Source organism: Polaromonas sp. JS666 (genome assembly GCF_900103405.1).
GTDB lineage: Bacteria > Pseudomonadota > Gammaproteobacteria > Burkholderiales > Burkholderiaceae_C > Polaromonas.
In genome coordinates this window covers 40,774-55,081 of sequence record NZ_FNHX01000002.1, presented here as the reverse complement: position 1 = coordinate 55,081, position 14,308 = coordinate 40,774, and the positions used below count along the sequence as shown (strand labels likewise).

The window sequence follows — 14,308 nt, the reverse complement described above, 5'->3', positions numbered from 1 at the left end:
TTTCGAAATCGGCGAAAGCCGATTACTTGACGTGCTTGCCGATCAGGCCAGCCATCTCGAACATCGACACTTGCGCCTTGCCGAAAACGGCGCGCAGTTTTTCGTCGGCGTTGATCATGCGCTTGTTGATCTTGTCCTGCAGGCCCTTGGATTTGATGTAAACCCACAGCTTGCTGACAATCTCGGTGCGTGGCAGAGGCTTGTCGCCCACCACGGCTGCCAGTGCGGGGCTCAAGGTCAGCGCCTTCATGAACGCTGCATTGGGCGTGCGCTTTTTGGCGGGCGCTTTTTTCGCTGCTGGCTTTTTGGCCGCAACCTTCTTGGCGGGAGCTGCTTTCTTCGCGGCTACCTTTTTCGCAGGCGCTGCTTTTTTCGCAGGAGCCTTCTTCGCTGGAGCTGCTTTCTTTGCAGCTACTTTCTTTGCCGGAGCAGCCTTTTTAGCAGGCGCTTTTTTAGCCGGAGCTTTTTTTGCAGTTGCCATGATTGATTTTCCTTCTAGAAGTTGATAAATCACCACCCGGATAACTACTTCCTTGTGGCAATGCGGATGCTACTGGAGAAAAACGCAGTTTCCTAGCGAAAAACCACTTTATTTGCGCCCGGATGTTGCAGATTTACCTCTGAAAATCAGGAAAACGCCCATGAGAATCACGCCGCAGGCGGCCCATTCGCCCCCTGTGACCCGCTCTCCGGCGAAAAAAGCGCCCAGGAAAATCGCGATCAAGGGGTTCACAAAGGCGTAGCTGGTAGCCACCGCGGGCGAGGCATTGGCCAGCAAATACAGGTAGGCGCTGAAGGCGATCAGTGAGCCGAACACCACGAGATAGAGCCAGGCGAGCAGCGCCTCGGGCTGCGCCGGCCAGTTCGCGGCGGCCTCGCGGTGTTCACCCAGTGCAAGAGAAATCAGCATCAACACCGCGCCGCCGCACAACATTTCGCTGGCAAAACCGGCGGGACCACCGGCCAGCGGCAAGCGCGTGGCGGACAGCACCGAGCCCAGCGACCACAGCAGCGTGGCGCCCGCGATGCAGGCCAGACCCACGGGCGCCGCGCCGAAACTCGCGCCCCGCACCAGCATCAGCACGCCCGCCAGCCCCACCGCCATGCCGATGAACTCCAGCCGGCTGGGCCGCTGGCCCAGCAGCAGGCCCCAGGCCGACACCAGCATGGGCACGATGGCGATGAAGGTGGCGATCAGGCCCGAGCCGATGTGGACTTCGGCCGAGGCCGTCAGCCCCATGCCGCCGCCCAGCATCAGCGTGCCGATGACGGCCGCATGGACCCATTCGCGCCGGCTGGGCAGCTTGTGCCCGCGCGCCAGCACCCAGGCCATCAGCAGCACGCCGGCCGCCAGGAAGCGTGTGCCCATCTGGAAAAACGGCGGAAAACTGAGCAGCGCGAAGCGGATCGCCAGGTAGGTCGAGCCCCAGACCAGGTAGCAGGCGAGCAGGGCCGGGATCAGCAGCGCCGGCGCTTTGCCGGCGGAGGGGGAGGAGAGGGTGGTGGAAGTCATGCCGGGATGTTAGGTTGCCCTGCGCGCCCGGGCCATGCAAAATTAACGGCAAAACCGCAAGCGGCCTTTGAATTTAAAGCTTGAAACCCACTATGACCGAAACCACCGAATGGGACCACTACGACAGCCGCATCCTCGGCGAGCTGCAGCGCGACGCGCGCATCACCATGGCCGAGCTGGGCCGCCGCGTGCACCTGAGCCAGCCGGCGGTGACCGAGCGCGTGCGCAAGCTCGAGCTCGGCGGCGTGATCAAGGGCTACCGGGCCGAGGTCGACCTGAGCCGCCTGGGCTACGGCATACGCGCCATCGCCCGCGTGGGGCGGGTCGAATACGCCCGCGTCGTCAAGCTGATCGAGCAGACGCCCGAGGTCATCAATGCCTACAACGTCACCGGCGAGGACAGCTGGGTGCTGGAAATCGCGGTGATCGACGTCGCCCACCTGGATGCGGTGGTGACCAAGTTCTGCATCCTCACCGAGACCTCGACGTCCATCGTGCTCAACGCCCCGCGCGAAAACGCCGTCGTGCTGCCGGCACGGCGTGAGGACATCAAGCCGGTGATCAAGAAGGTCACCGGGAAATAAGCCCGCCTGACCCCTGCTTGGGGTCAGCCCTTCAGACCTTTGTAGAGCATGTAGGCAGCCAGGACGTAGAGGATGCTCGCAAACACCCGCTTGAGCTTGCCCACCGGCAGGTTGTGCGCGGCCTTGGCGCCCAGCGGCGCCGTGAGGAAGCTGCACACGGCGATCACCAGCAGCGCCGGCAGCCAGATGTAGCCGAAAGAGTTGGCCGGCAGGTCCTGCACGCTCTGGCCGCTGACCACATAGCCCAACACATTGGCCACGGCGATCGGAAAGCCCAGCGCCGCCGAGGTCGCCACCGCGCTGTGGATGGCCACGTTGCACCAGGTCATGAAGGGTACGCTGATGAAGCCGCCGCCCGCGCCGACCAGACCCGACAAAAAGCCGATAAAGCCGCCGGCCGCGAACTGGCCCGCCGTGCCCGGCATCTGCCGCGTCGGTTTGGGTTTTTTGTCCAGGAACATCTGCGTGGCGGAAAAGCTCACGAACAGGCCGAAGAAGATCGCCAGGTAGGAGCCCTTGAGCAGCGCGAATACGCCCAGGCTGCCGATGATGCTGCCGATCACGATGCCGGGCGCCAGCCGCTTGACGATGTCCCAGCGCACCGCGCCGCGCTTGTGGTGCGCGCGCACGCTGGAGATCGAGGTGAAGATGATGGTGGCCATGGAGGTGGCGATGGCCATCTTGACGGCCAGGTCCGGCGCCACGCCGCGATTCGACATGATGATGGTGATGAAGGGCACCATCAGCATGCCCCCGCCTATGCCCAGCAGTCCGGCGAGAAACCCGGTGCCCACGCCCAGCAGGGCCAGTTCAACAATCAGGAGGGGTTCAAGCATCATGGAGCGTCAGGCATGTGGCCGCGGGCCTGCGGCGCTTCGCGGGAAGCGCTGCCGCACACGGTGGGGTTGGTGGAGGGGAAAGAGGGAGGGCGCAAGGCGATGGCGGGAAATAAGGTGTCTGCGAGTGCCACTGGACCGTCATCCTGAACCGGGGGTTCAGGTGGGCGAGGGCAGTCGGGTTTCGGGTTCGTCTGACGCGAGACGATCACACCTGCCGGACAATTTACCAAGCCCGTGCTCAAAGAGCATTGGTTCAAGGAAATATAAAGCCCAATGCGCATCGCAGACGTCTTCATTGTAGGCCTTTGCGGCCTTGCCCGGGACGCGATGAAGGGATCTGCGACGGGATAGAGGGGCAAGCGCCGCTGCCGGCGCGCGCCCGACTTCAAAGCAGGCGGCCGTCTATGCCCAGGGCGGTGTCCAGACGCTGCAGCAGGGCCGCGAGCTGCGGGCTGTCGGCATTGCCGGCGGCCTCGGCCGGCGCGGCCGCCGGCACGGGGGCGGCGCCCGGCGTGCGCTCGGGAAGCTCGAAGGCCAGGTTCAATGCCGCCAGCACGGCGATGCGGTCGCGCGCCTTGATTTTTCCGGCGTCGCGGATCCGGCACATGGCCATGTCGACGCGGTTGACCGCGTCCAGCATGCGCGCGTCGCCGTTTTCGGGGCAGCCCAGCAAATAGCTTTGGCCCATGATTTGTACTTCGAGCTGCTTCATGACTCGCTTCCCGCGGTGGTTTTATGGCCGTGGCCGCTGCTTTCGGGCAGGCGCTCGAGCAGGGCATCGACGCGGGCGCGGGCCGCGCCCAGGCGCGACTTGAGGGAGTCGCGCTCCTGCGTCAGCAGGCCGACCTGCTCGGCCAGCAGCTCGTTGGTGCGCTGCAATTCCTCGTAGCGCAGCAACAGGCGCTCGACGCGTTCGGTGATCTGGTCGATTTGGGTTTGGTTCGCCATGGCAAGCCCGATTGTAGGGTTTGCGGCCTGAACTGGGGAAGGGCCGCGTAGAATCGCCCCTGTTGGTGCCCGCAGTGTGGTTCACATGCTGCAGTTCAACGGGAAGCAGGAGAGCGTCAAAGCCAGGCATCGGGTCAAGCCCGAAGGCCGGCGCCCAGACCTTCAACCTGCGCTGCCCCCGCAACGGTAAAACGGACGAATGCGCTTTTCCGGCCTCACGGCCAGCGCGCATTCAGCTTTCATCATCAGCCACTGAGCGCCTTGAACAAGCGTTTGGGAAGGCGATGGAGGCAGCTCCGTCAGCCCGGATACCGGCCAACAAGGTGAACGCGCACGTCCAGTCCCTGGACTGGGTGTTTGTAACGCTCACACACCGGCGGGGAAGCCGGTGAGGGCCCATTGCTGACTGTTGATTCATGAAAATTGCTCCCCACGCACGCCTGGCCGTGCTCCCGACGGCGCTGGCCGCCGCATTCCCGCTGGCCTTTCTGGCGGCGTCTCCCGCCCTGTCGCAGACCGCCCAAACCGCGCAGGCCGCCCCGGCCGTTGTCGCGCCGCAGCTCAGGGAAATGGTGGTGAGCGCCACGCGCAGCGCCCAGCCCATCGGCGACGTCGTTGCCGACGTCACCGTCATCGACCGCGAAACCATAGAACGCGCCGGCCCGGTCGGGCTGGCCGACATCCTGGTGCGCGTGCCGGGCATACAGATCACCCGCAACGGCGGCACAGGCGCGAACACCAGTGTGTTTGTGCGCGGCGGGGAAAGCCGCCACACCCCCGTCTTCATCGACGGCGTGCGGGTGGAGTCGCAGGCGACGGCCGGCGGTGCTTCGTGGAGCAATATTCCGCTGTCGCTGATCGACCGGATCGAGGTCTTGCGCGGCCCCAGCAGCGCCATTTATGGCTCCGACGCCGTGGCCGGCGTGATCCAGATCTTCACCAAACGGGGCGAAGGCCCCTTCTCGCCCTCCGTGTCGGTGGGCTATGGCTCCTACAACACCAGACGGGTCGAACTCGCCGCCAGCGGGTCGGCGGGTGCATTCGACTATGCGCTGGGCTTGAGTCAGGGCCAGAGTGACGGCTTCAACGCGCGGACCATCGCGAGCCAGAACCCCGATGCCGACGGCTACAAAAGCCTGGGCGCCAACGCCAAGCTGGGTTTGCAGGTCAACCCCGACCACCGCATTGAAGCCAACGTGATGCAAAGCCACACGGACTCCCAATACGACGGCGGCCCCACCCGCGACTACCGCCGCATCGCCGACCTGCAGACCCTGGGCCTGCAGTGGGAGGCCAAATGGTCCGACCGCTACAGCACCAGGCTGGCCCTCACCCAGGGCACTGATTCCGGCGAGGAGGGCCTGAACGGCTCGACGCCCCAGATTTCCTACGACAAGAGCACTATCAGCACGTTGCTGCTCCAGAACGAATACCGCCTGGGCGCCCACCTGCTGAGCGCCGCACTCGAAAGCCGAAGGGATGTGTTCCGCCTGGTTGGCTCCGCGGTCATACCGGGGGGCGCGAGTGTGCTCAACAAGAACCGCTCCCTGGACGGCGTGAGCCTGGGCTACGGCTGGAGCGGCGGCGCGCACACCGTGCAGCTCAACGCCCGCCACGACAGGGACAGCGAATTCGGCGGAAAGACCACCGGCTCCGCGGCCTATGCCTTTGCGCTCACGCCGCAGTGGAAGGTGTCCGCCTCCGCCGGGACGTCTTTCCGCGTCCCCACGCTGTACCAGCGCTTCAGCATCTACGGCACCTCGACCCTCAAGCCCGAATCCGGCCGCAGCGTGGAAGCGGCGCTCAAATACAGCCAGGGCACATCGCAGTACGGCATCACGGTGTACCGCAACCGCCTGAGCAACCTGCTGAGCTTTGTCACGGGCAACGGCCCCTGCACCAACGGCGGGCCGCCGACGGTGCTGGCCAACCGCGGCTGCTATGCCAATACCGCGCAGGCCCAGTACACCGGGCTGACGCTTACGGCGGCAGAAATGGTGGGCAATGTCCGCATCCACGGCTCGCTGGATTTGCAGAACCCCAAGAACCGGATCACCAACCGCACCCTGCAGCGCCGCTCGCGCCAGTACGCAACGCTGGGCGCCGAAATGCCGCTGGGCGGCTGGCAGCTCGCGACCGACCTGGTGATGGCCTCGCATGCCTTCGACAGCGATAACACCAACGTGGTGCTGCCCGGCTACTCGGTCATGAACCTCAGTGCCACGACGGCGCTGTCCCCTGACTGGAAGCTGGTGGCCAAACTGGAGAATCTGACCGACAAGATTTACCAGACCGCCAACACCTATGCGACCGCCCGGCGTAACCTCTATGTCGGTGTGACCTGGGCACCCCGCTAAACCTTTATCCCGACCCTCCATGCCACAAACCGTCCGCTGTCCCGCCATCCTTGTCGCCGCCCCGGCCTCCGGCCAGGGCAAGACGACGGTGGCCTGCGCGCTGGCGCGGCTGCATGCGCGCCAGGGGCGGCGCGTGCGGGTCTTCAAGTGCGGGCCGGATTTCCTGGACCCGTGCTGGCACGCCCTGGCGAGCGGCGCGCCGGTGTACCAGATGGACCTGTGGATGACCGGCGAGGCCGACTGCCGGGCGCGCTTGCATGAGGCCGCGCAGGAGGTGGACCTGATCATTGTGGAAGGCGTGATGGGCCTGTTTGACGGCGAGCCCAGCGCGGCCGACCTGGCGCAGCGCTTCGGCCTGCCGGTGCTGGCGGTGGTGGATGCCTCGGGCATGGTGGCGACCTTTGGCGCGCTGGCCTTTGGCCTGCAGCACTACCGCCCCCACATGCCCTGGGCCGGGGTGCTGGCCAACCGCGTGGCCAATGCGCGCCATGCGGCCATGCTGCAAGCCAGCGTGGCGCCCGAGCAGTGGCTGGGCGCGGTGTTGCGCGATGCCGCCATGAGCCTGCCCAAGCGCCACCTGGGCCTGACCGTGGCCACCGAAGTGGCGGACGCCATGGAGCGCCTGGACGCCGCGGCCGACGCGCTGGCCGATACGCCACTGGGCCGGATGACGCTGGAAGATTGGCAGCGCTGGGCGGTGGACTTCGCGGCCCCTGAAACCCCCGCTCGCATGGTGCCGGCGCTGCGCGGCAAGACGATTGCCGTCGCGCGCGATGCCGCCTTCTGTTTTATCTATGCCGCCAACCTCGACACCCTGCGCGCGCTGGGCGCCGAGCTGGCGTTTTTCTCGCCGCTGGCCGATGCGGCGCTGCCCGCCTGCGACGCGCTGTGGCTTCCCGGCGGCTACCCCGAGCTGCATGCGGAGACGATTGCCGCCAACACCGCGCTGCGCGGCAGCCTCGTAGCGCATGTCGCCGCGGGCAAGCCCGTATGGGCCGAGTGCGGCGGCATGATGGCGCTGTTTGACACCCTGGTCACGCTGGACGGCCGGCGCCATGCGCAGTGGGGCGTGCTGGCTGGCGAGGTGAGCATGCAAAAGCTGCTGGCCGGCCTGGGCCCGCAGCAGCTGCAACTGGCCGGCGGCACCTTGCGCGGCCATACCTTCCATTACTCGACCACGGCCACGCCTTTACAGCCCGTGGGCCGCACCTCGCGGCCCGGCACCACGCCGGCGCCCGACGCGGGCGAGGCCGTGTGGCAGCATGGCGCCGTGCGCGCCAGCTACTTCCACGCCTGGTTTCCCTCCTGCCCCGAAGCCGTGGTGGAACTGTTTAGCGCGCCCGCCGGAGTGCCCGCATGAGCGCCGACCTGCTGCATTTCAATCCCGGCCCGCAGCGCATCGTCTGCCTGACCGAGGAGACCACCGAGTGGCTCTACCTGCTGGGCCAGGAGCGGCGCATCGTGGGCATCTCGGGCTACACCGTGCGGCCCAAACGCGCGCGCGACGAGAAGCCGCGCGTCAGCGCCTTCCTGAGCGCCAAGCTGGACAAGATCATGGAGCTGCAGCCCGACTGCGTGCTGGGCTTTTCGGACCTGCAGGCCGATATCGCGGCCGACCTGGTCAAACGCGGCGTGCAGGTCACCATCTTCAACCAGCGCAGTGTGGCCGAAATTTTTTCCATGTTGTTCCAGCTCGCGGCCATCGTGGGCGAAGCGGAGCAGGGCGCGCGGCGCATCGCGCAGATGCAGGACGGCCTGCGCGCCATGCAGGCGGCCGCGGCGGCCAGGGTGGCCGCCGGCGCGCGCCGCCCCAAGGTGTTTTTTGAAGAATGGGACAGCCCGCACATCAGCGCGATCCGCTGGGTGTCCGAGCTGCTGGGCATGGCCGGTGGCGACGATTGTTTCCCCGAGCTGGCACAGGAGTCCCTGGGCAAGAACCGCATCATCGCCGATGGCGCCGAGATAGCCCGCCGCAACCCCGACATCATCCTGGGCTCCTGGTGCGGCAAAAAATTCCGGCCCGAGAACGTGGTGGCGCGGGAAGGCTGGGGCGCGGTGAACGCCGTGCGCCATCAGCAGCTGTTTGAAATCAAGTCGCCCGACATCCTGCAGCCCGGCCCGGCCGCGCTGACCGATGGCGTGGCCAGGATGCACCAGATCGTCCTGCAGTGGATGGACGCAGAGCAGGCCGGAGCTTTCAAGCCATGAGCACCATGACGATCGCCAAAAGCGAACTGGTCCTGGGCGGCCAGAAAAGCGGCAAGTCGCGCCGGGCCGAAATGCTGGCCCAGCACTGGCTTGCGCAGTCGCCCGGCCACCGTGCGGTGATGATCGCCACCGCCAGGCCTTGGGATGAGGAGATGCGCGAACGCATACGCCGACACCAGCAAGACCGCGCCGAGCGTGTGCCCGGCATGGCGACCGTTGAAGAGCCGGTTCAGCTGGCCCAGGTCCTTTCCCAGCACAGCGCCGCCGACACCCTGGTCGTCGCTGACTGCCTGACGCTGTGGCTCACCAACCTGCTGATGCCCGCGCCGGGTATGGAACTCAAAGACCCCGCCCAGGCCGCGCGTGAACAGGCGGCCCTGCTGGTCAAGGCCCTAGCCTCCGCCCCTGGGCCGCTGGTGCTGGTCGGCAACGAAATCGGCCTGGGCGTCATTCCCCTGGGCCGCGAAACCCGTGCTTTTGTCGATGCGCTGGGCCTGCTGAACCAGCAAGTCGCGGCTGCCTGCGAGCGCGTGACCTTGATGGCCGCGGGTCTGCCGCTGACCTTGAAAGCTCCTTTGTGAAACGCATCGCCTTTCTTTTGTTTCTGCTCTGCCTCGCCCTGGGCTCACCCGTGCGTGCGCTGCAGCTGACCGACGACCGCGGCACGACCGTCACGCTGCCCCGGGCGCCGCAGCGCATCGTCAGCCTGCTGCCTTCGCTGACCGAGACCGTCTGCGAGCTGGGCCGTTGCCAGAACCTGGTCGGGGTGGACCGCTATTCCAATTTCCCCGCCAGCGTGCAGAAGCTGCCCCAGGTCGGCGGCGGGCTGGATCCCAACATCGAGATGATCGTCGCGCTCAAACCCGATGTGGTGCTGCTGGCCACCTCTTCGCGCGCGGGCGACAGGCTGCAGGCCCTGGGCCTCAAGGTGGTGGCGCTGGAGCCCCGAAGCCATGCCGACGTGCAGCGCGTGATGCTCAAGCTGGGCCAGCTGCTCGAAGTGCCCGATGCCGCGCGCATCTGGCGCGCGATCGACGCCGGCGTCTCGGCCGCGGCCCAGTCGCTGCCGCCCCAAGTGCGCGGCACGCGGGTCTACTTTGAGGTCAACCAGGGCCCGTATGCGGCCGGGGAGTCGTCCTTTATCGGCGAGACGCTGGCGCGGCTTGGCGTCAAAAACATCGTGCCGGCCAAGCTCGGGCCTTTTCCCAAGCTCAACCCCGAATACATAGTCCGCGCCAATCCCGACCTGATCATGGTCGGCCAGCGCAGCGCCGACGGCCTGCAGGCGCGGCCGGGCTGGCAAGGCATTCGCGCGCTGCGCGAGCAACGCGTTTGCATCTTCCCGACCGAAGAGGCCAATGTGCTGGTGCGCCCCGGCCCGCGCATGGCCGAGGGCGCGCGCCTGATGGCCCGCTGCCTCATGGATAAGGCCCCCAAGGGAGCCAAACCATGATGCAGGCCCGCGTGTGGTGGCTGGTCTGGGCTGGTGTGCTGGGCGCGCTGGCCCTGGTGGCGCTGGGTATCTGCGTGGGCAGCGCCGGGCTGGAGAACCTGATCGGGCCGCTGCTCAATCCCGCGCAAGACCCGCCGCAAACCGCGATGGCGCAGCAAATCCTCTGGCAGATCCGCCTGCCGCGCACCCTGGGCGCCTGGGCCGCCGGCGCTTTGCTGGGCCTGGCGGGCGCGGTGGCGCAAGGCCTGTTCCGCAACCCGCTGGCCGATCCCTACTTGCTGGGCAGCGCCTCGGGCGCCTCGCTCGGTGTGGCGCTGGCGCTGGCCGCCTTGGGCGGCGGCGCCGGCATGTTGGGCGGCAACATGATGAACGGCGGCGTGGCCGTCAGCGTGTTCTCCAGCAGCCTGTGGGTGCGCCTGGGCCTGACCGGGGCGGCCTTCCTGGGCGCCGTGTTCGCGGTGATGCTCACGCTGGTGCTCTCGCGCGGCGTCGGCCACACCCTGCGCCTGCTGCTGGCCGGCGTGGTGGTGGGCGTGGTGCTGGGCGCCATGACGCACCTGGTGCTGCTGTTTTCACCCGAATCGCTGCAGGCCATGCAGGCCTTCATGCTGGGCTCGACAGCCTTTGTCGGCTGGACCTCGTGCATCCTCATGGCCAGCGTGTGGGGTGTCTGTGTGCTGGCCGCCTGGCTGCTGGCGCGTGTGCTCGACGGCCTGAGCCTGGGCGACGCCACGGCCGTCAGCCTGGGCCTGCCGGTGGCGCCCATGCGCGCGGCGCTGGTCGCGGTGCTGGCGCTGGCCACGGGCACCGCCGTGGCGCAGACCGGGCTGATCGCTTTTGTGGGCCTGGCGGCGCCGCACCTGGTGCGCTCCGTGGTCAAGACCACGCATGCCCACCTGATGCTGCTGTCCAGCCTGATGGGCGGCGTGCTGCTGATGGCCGCCGACACGCTGGCGCGCGGACTGATGGCGCCGCAGGAGCTGCCCGTGGGCATGCTCACCGCGGTGCTGGGCGGCGGCTACCTGCTGTGGCTGATGCACCGCAGCAGCAACCTGGGCGGAGGGCGCGCGGCATGAGCACCGTGACCACCCCCATTGCCCTTGGCGCGCAGTCCATCTCGGCCAGCCTGGGCCATGGCGTGCAAAGGCAGCAGGTGCTGCACGGCATAGACCTGGACATCGCCGCCGCGCGCTGGACCAGCATCGTGGGCCCCAACGGCGCGGGCAAGTCCACCTTGCTCAAGGCTCTGGCCGGCGTGCTGCCGCACGGCGGAAGCGTCACGCTGCTGGGCCAGCCCCTGCAGCAGCTGCCGCACCGCGAGCGCGCTCGCCAGCTGGCCTGGCTGGGCCAGAACGAAACCTCGGCCGACGACCTGACCGTGTGGGACGTCGCCATGTTGGGCCGGCTGCCGCACCAGGCCTGGCTAGCGCCGCCCAGCGCGGCCGACCGTGCGGCGGTGGAGCAAGCCCTGCGCGCCACCCGCGCCTGGGACTGGCGCCAGCGCGCGCTGGGGCAGCTGTCGGGCGGCGAGCGCCAGCGCGTGCTGCTGGCCCGCGCCCTGGCGGTGCAGGCCCAGGTGCTGCTGATGGACGAGCCGCTGGCCAACCTGGACCCGCCGCACCAGGCCGACTGGCTGGACGTGGTGCGGGCCCTGGTGGCCGAGGGCAAGACCGTGGTCAGCGTGCTGCATGAGATCACCATGGCACTGCACGCCGACAGCCTGGTGGTGATGGCCGAAGGCCGCGTCACCCACCAGGGCCCCTGCGCCGACCTGGCCACCCACCGGGCCCTGGAAGATGTATTCGACGGGCGCATTGCCGTCCACCCCTTGCAAGGGCAGTGGATCGCATTGCCCAAAGTTACCCAACCTCCCAAGAGGGCTCCCATGCAAATAGAAAACCCACCTTCGGCCACCCCCTACGAAAAGCCCACCGGCGAACGCCGCGGCCTGGTCCTCATCAACACCGGCCACGGCAAGGGCAAAAGCACGGCCGCCTTCGGCCTGGCCTTGCGCGCCCACGGCCGCGGCAAGGCCGTCAAGGTCTACCAGTTCATGAAGGTGCCCAGCGCGCGCTTTGGCGAGCACCGGCTGTTCGAGCAACTGGGCATCCCGATTGAAGGCCTGGGCGACGGCTTCAGCTGGAAGAGCCGCGACCTCGAGCACTCGGCCCAACTGGCGCTGGACGGCTGGGCCCGGGCCGAAGCCACGATACGCGCCGGCGAGCACTTCATGGTGGTGCTCGACGAAATCATGTACCCCTTGCGCTACGGCTGGGTTCCGCTGGAGGCTGTGCTCAGCTGCCTGCGCGAACGGCCGCCGCATGTGCATGTGGTGCTGACCGGCCGCAATGCGCCGGCCGAGCTGGTCGATCTGGCCGACACGGTCACTGAAATGACCTTGATCAAGCATCACTTCAAAGCCGGCGTCCCGGCCCAACGCGGCATCGAAGACTAGAGCCATGTTTTCCTCCGTTTCCCATTCGGCCAGGCGTCTGCTGCCTTCCGCGGCATCGCTGGCAACACTGGGGCTGCTCTCCAGCTTCGCGATGGCGCAGGGCACGCAGCCGGTGTCGCGCATCGTCACGCTGGCGCCTTCGCTGACCGAGGCCGTGTGCGCGCTGGGCCACTGCGCGCAGCTGGTGGGTACGGACCGCCATTCCACCTGGCCCAATTCGGTGCAGGTGCTGCCCAAGGTGGGCGGGCTGGAAGACGCGCAGATCGAACGCATAGTCACCCTGCGCCCGAATATGGTCCTGCTGGGGCCGCGCAGTCGCGCCGGTGAAAGGCTTAAGGCCCTGGGCGTGCCGGTCATGATGTTTGATGCCCGCACCCATGCCGATCTCAGACGCATGCTGCTCAAGCTCGGCGAGACGCTGGGCGAGCCGGCGCGTGCGAGCGAGCTGCTGGCCCGCATGGAGGCCGAGCTCGACGCCGCGGCCGCGCGCATGCCCGCCGCTCTGCGCGGGCGCAGCGTGTATGTGGAAGTGGGGGCGGGCTCGTCCGCCGCCAGCGACAAGAGTTTTATCGGCGAGACCGTCGCCAGGCTGGGCCTGGTTAACGTCGTGAGCGGCGAGCTGGGCCTGTTCCCCCGGATCAACCCCGAGCTGCTGCTGCGCCGCCCGCCCGACATCATCATCGGCCCGCGCGCCACCTTGTCCAACCTGTCGGACCGTCCCGGCTGGAGCACGCTGCCCGCGGTGCGCCAGCAGCAGCTGTGCCTGCTGGACACCGAGCGCATGGACCTGCTGTCGCGCCCCGGCCCGCGCCTGGGCGAGGCCGCACAAATGCTGGTGGAGTGCCTGAGCGCACTGCCGCCCCGTTAATTTTTTCAACCGAGACACATCATGCAAACCCGAAAAATCCCCGCCACTATCGTCACCGGCTTCCTGGGCAGCGGCAAGACCACGCTCTTGCGCCACCTGCTGGCCAACGCGCAGGGCCGCCGCATCGCGGTCATCGTCAATGAGTTCGGCGAGCTCGGCATAGATGGCGAACTGCTGCGCGGCTGCGGCATAGGCTGTGGCGAGAACGGCGAAGAAAACGGCCAGCTCTACGAACTGGCCAACGGCTGCCTGTGCTGCACCGTGCAGGAAGAGTTCGCGCCGGTCATGGAAAAACTGGCCGCGCGCCGCGACCAGATCGACCACCTGATCATCGAGACCTCGGGCCTGGCCCTGCCCAAGCCGCTGGTGCAGGCCTTCCAGTGGCCCACGCTGCGCAACACCTTCACCGTCGATGCCGTGGTGACGGTGGTGGACGCACCCGCGGTGGCCGCCGGCGACTTTGCCGACGACCCTGTCGCCGTGGACGCGCAGCGCCGCGCCGACGACAACCTGGACCATGAATCGCCGCTGCACGAGTTGTTTGAGGACCAGCTGGCCACGGCCGACCTGGTGGTGGTGCACAAGACCGACGGCTTGACGGCCGCCCAACTGGCCGGCGTGGAAACCGCGATCCGTGCCGAGACCGCGCCCGGCGTCAAGCTGGTGCAGGCCCAGCATGGCCGCGTCGACATCGGCGTGCTGCTGGGCCTGGGGCGCGCGGTGGAAGACGTCATCGACCAACGCAAGACCCACCATGACGAGGAAGAAGACCACGACCATGACGCCTTTGACTCGGTGCAGGTGGCGTTGGACGTGCCCGGTCGTGATGCGCTGCTGGCTGCCTTGCGCGGCGTGGTGGAGCGCCATGAAATTTACCGTGCCAAGGGCTTTGTGGCCTTGCCCGGTTCGGCCATGCGTCTGGTGGTGCAGGGCGTGGGCAGCCGTTTCGACAGCTACTTCGACCGCCCCTGGCGCGAAGGCGAAGCGCGGCAATCACGGCTGGTGCTGATCGGCTCCGAATTGAATGCCGCCGTGTTGCAAAGCGAACTGGGTGCGGCACTGGCAGCGCCCGTCGCGGCCTGA

Annotated in this window: 15 protein-coding genes, 1 pseudogene and 1 riboswitch; of the genes and pseudogenes, 11 read left to right on the top strand and 5 right to left on the bottom strand. The window is 67.4% G+C overall.

All coding sequences use genetic code 11. From position 1 onward, the window contains the following. Window positions 1-22 precede the first annotated feature (22 nt). Both BLQ85_RS04640 and yedA read right to left on the bottom strand, forming a co-directional pair. A complete protein-coding gene (locus BLQ85_RS04640; RefSeq protein ID WP_036840065.1) occupies window positions 23-481 on the bottom strand; it encodes an SWIB/MDM2 domain-containing protein in 459 nt (152 codons plus the stop codon). Between the two features lie 108 nt (window positions 482-589). Beyond that, window positions 590-1,513: a drug/metabolite exporter YedA gene (gene yedA / locus BLQ85_RS04635; RefSeq protein ID WP_074575204.1), complete on the bottom strand. Its 924-nt coding sequence runs from the start codon at window positions 1,511-1,513 to the stop codon at window positions 590-592. Window positions 1,514-1,605: 92 nt separating this feature from the next. On the opposite strand from yedA, the gene BLQ85_RS04630 reads away from it, so the two are divergent. Continuing rightward, window positions 1,606-2,097 (top strand): Lrp/AsnC family transcriptional regulator, encoded by a 492-nt coding sequence (locus tag BLQ85_RS04630; protein ID WP_074575203.1) that lies wholly within the window; start codon window positions 1,606-1,608, stop codon window positions 2,095-2,097. Between the two features lie 23 nt (window positions 2,098-2,120). Here BLQ85_RS04630 and BLQ85_RS04625 read toward each other — a convergent pair whose 3' ends face one another. From BLQ85_RS04625 to BLQ85_RS04615, 3 genes are all read right to left on the bottom strand, one after another. After that, on the bottom strand, window positions 2,121-2,936 hold the full coding sequence (locus tag BLQ85_RS04625) for a sulfite exporter TauE/SafE family protein (RefSeq protein ID WP_074575202.1): 816 nt from the start codon (window positions 2,934-2,936) through the stop codon (window positions 2,121-2,123). Window positions 2,937-3,321: 385 nt separating this feature from the next. Next, entirely contained in the window at window positions 3,322-3,648 is a 327-nt protein-coding gene (locus BLQ85_RS04620; RefSeq protein WP_074575201.1) for a cell division protein ZapA, read from the bottom strand. After that, window positions 3,645-3,884 (bottom strand): DUF904 domain-containing protein, encoded by a 240-nt coding sequence (locus tag BLQ85_RS04615; protein WP_074575200.1) that lies wholly within the window; start codon window positions 3,882-3,884, stop codon window positions 3,645-3,647. The genes BLQ85_RS04620 and BLQ85_RS04615 overlap by 4 nt, the downstream gene beginning before the upstream one ends. Window positions 3,885-3,930: 46 nt before the next feature. Continuing rightward, window positions 3,931-4,219, top strand: a riboswitch (cobalamin riboswitch). An 81-nt stretch (window positions 4,220-4,300) separates the two neighbouring features. On the opposite strand from BLQ85_RS04615, the gene BLQ85_RS04610 reads away from it, so the two are divergent. The 10 genes and pseudogenes from BLQ85_RS04610 (at window position 4,301) to cobW (ending at window position 14,308) form a co-directional block, all read left to right on the top strand. Next, window positions 4,301-6,241 (top strand): TonB-dependent receptor domain-containing protein, encoded by a 1,941-nt coding sequence (locus tag BLQ85_RS04610; protein WP_074575199.1) that lies wholly within the window; start codon window positions 4,301-4,303, stop codon window positions 6,239-6,241. A gap of 19 nt (window positions 6,242-6,260) precedes the next feature. Continuing rightward, entirely contained in the window at window positions 6,261-7,601 is a 1,341-nt protein-coding gene (locus BLQ85_RS04605) for a cobyrinate a,c-diamide synthase (protein ID WP_074575198.1), read from the top strand. Then, window positions 7,598-8,449, top strand: a complete 852-nt coding sequence (locus BLQ85_RS24135) for an ABC transporter substrate-binding protein (RefSeq protein WP_074575197.1) — start codon at window positions 7,598-7,600, stop codon at window positions 8,447-8,449. Before BLQ85_RS04605 ends, BLQ85_RS24135 begins: the two co-directional genes overlap by 4 nt. Continuing rightward, window positions 8,446-9,030, top strand: coding sequence for a bifunctional adenosylcobinamide kinase/adenosylcobinamide-phosphate guanylyltransferase (gene cobU, locus BLQ85_RS04595; RefSeq protein WP_074575196.1), 585 nt, complete (start codon window positions 8,446-8,448; stop codon window positions 9,028-9,030). The genes BLQ85_RS24135 and cobU overlap by 4 nt, the downstream gene beginning before the upstream one ends. Then, window positions 9,027-9,902 (top strand): ABC transporter substrate-binding protein, encoded by an 876-nt coding sequence (locus BLQ85_RS04590; protein WP_074575195.1) that lies wholly within the window; start codon window positions 9,027-9,029, stop codon window positions 9,900-9,902. The genes cobU and BLQ85_RS04590 overlap by 4 nt, the downstream gene beginning before the upstream one ends. Next, window positions 9,899-10,978, top strand: a complete 1,080-nt coding sequence (locus tag BLQ85_RS04585; protein WP_074575194.1) for a FecCD family ABC transporter permease — start codon at window positions 9,899-9,901, stop codon at window positions 10,976-10,978. Before BLQ85_RS04590 ends, BLQ85_RS04585 begins: the two co-directional genes overlap by 4 nt. Further along, window positions 10,975-11,763: pseudogene (locus BLQ85_RS24530) on the top strand (ABC transporter ATP-binding protein); the annotation flags it as partial. The gene BLQ85_RS04585 and the pseudogene BLQ85_RS24530, both read left to right, overlap by 4 nt. Before the next feature lie 24 nt (window positions 11,764-11,787). Further along, a complete protein-coding gene (gene cobO / locus BLQ85_RS24525; RefSeq protein WP_175456061.1) occupies window positions 11,788-12,357 on the top strand; it encodes a cob(I)yrinic acid a,c-diamide adenosyltransferase in 570 nt (189 codons plus the stop codon). 4 nt (window positions 12,358-12,361) lie between these two features. Beyond that, a complete protein-coding gene (locus tag BLQ85_RS04570) occupies window positions 12,362-13,225 on the top strand; it encodes an ABC transporter substrate-binding protein (protein WP_074575193.1) in 864 nt (287 codons plus the stop codon). Window positions 13,226-13,246: 21 nt separating this feature from the next. Continuing rightward, entirely contained in the window at window positions 13,247-14,308 is a 1,062-nt protein-coding gene (cobW, locus tag BLQ85_RS04565) for a cobalamin biosynthesis protein CobW (protein ID WP_074575192.1), read from the top strand.

What these genes read in the sequence shown, in the direction of transcription:
- BLQ85_RS04640 (WP_036840065.1), bottom strand. Translation starts at nt 481, where the DNA reads ATGGCAACTGCAAAAAAAGCTCCGGCTAAAAAAGCGCCTGCTAAAAAG.
- BLQ85_RS24135 (WP_074575197.1), top strand. Translation starts at nt 7,598, where the DNA reads ATGAGCGCCGACCTGCTGCATTTCAATCCCGGCCCGCAGCGCATCGTC.
- cobO (WP_175456061.1), top strand. Translation starts at nt 11,788, where the DNA reads ATGCAAATAGAAAACCCACCTTCGGCCACCCCCTACGAAAAGCCCACC.
- BLQ85_RS04570 (WP_074575193.1), top strand. Translation starts at nt 12,362, where the DNA reads ATGTTTTCCTCCGTTTCCCATTCGGCCAGGCGTCTGCTGCCTTCCGCG.
- cobW (WP_074575192.1), top strand. Translation starts at nt 13,247, where the DNA reads ATGCAAACCCGAAAAATCCCCGCCACTATCGTCACCGGCTTCCTGGGC.
- BLQ85_RS04605 (WP_074575198.1), top strand. Translation starts at nt 6,261, where the DNA reads ATGCCACAAACCGTCCGCTGTCCCGCCATCCTTGTCGCCGCCCCGGCC.
- BLQ85_RS04630 (WP_074575203.1), top strand. Translation starts at nt 1,606, where the DNA reads ATGACCGAAACCACCGAATGGGACCACTACGACAGCCGCATCCTCGGC.
- yedA (WP_074575204.1), bottom strand. Translation starts at nt 1,513, where the DNA reads ATGACTTCCACCACCCTCTCCTCCCCCTCCGCCGGCAAAGCGCCGGCG.
- BLQ85_RS04610 (WP_074575199.1), top strand. Translation starts at nt 4,301, where the DNA reads ATGAAAATTGCTCCCCACGCACGCCTGGCCGTGCTCCCGACGGCGCTG.
- BLQ85_RS04615 (WP_074575200.1), bottom strand. Translation starts at nt 3,884, where the DNA reads ATGGCGAACCAAACCCAAATCGACCAGATCACCGAACGCGTCGAGCGC.
- BLQ85_RS04585 (WP_074575194.1), top strand. Translation starts at nt 9,899, where the DNA reads ATGATGCAGGCCCGCGTGTGGTGGCTGGTCTGGGCTGGTGTGCTGGGC.
- BLQ85_RS04625 (WP_074575202.1), bottom strand. Translation starts at nt 2,936, where the DNA reads ATGATGCTTGAACCCCTCCTGATTGTTGAACTGGCCCTGCTGGGCGTG.
- BLQ85_RS04620 (WP_074575201.1), bottom strand. Translation starts at nt 3,648, where the DNA reads ATGAAGCAGCTCGAAGTACAAATCATGGGCCAAAGCTATTTGCTGGGC.
- cobU (WP_074575196.1), top strand. Translation starts at nt 8,446, where the DNA reads ATGAGCACCATGACGATCGCCAAAAGCGAACTGGTCCTGGGCGGCCAG.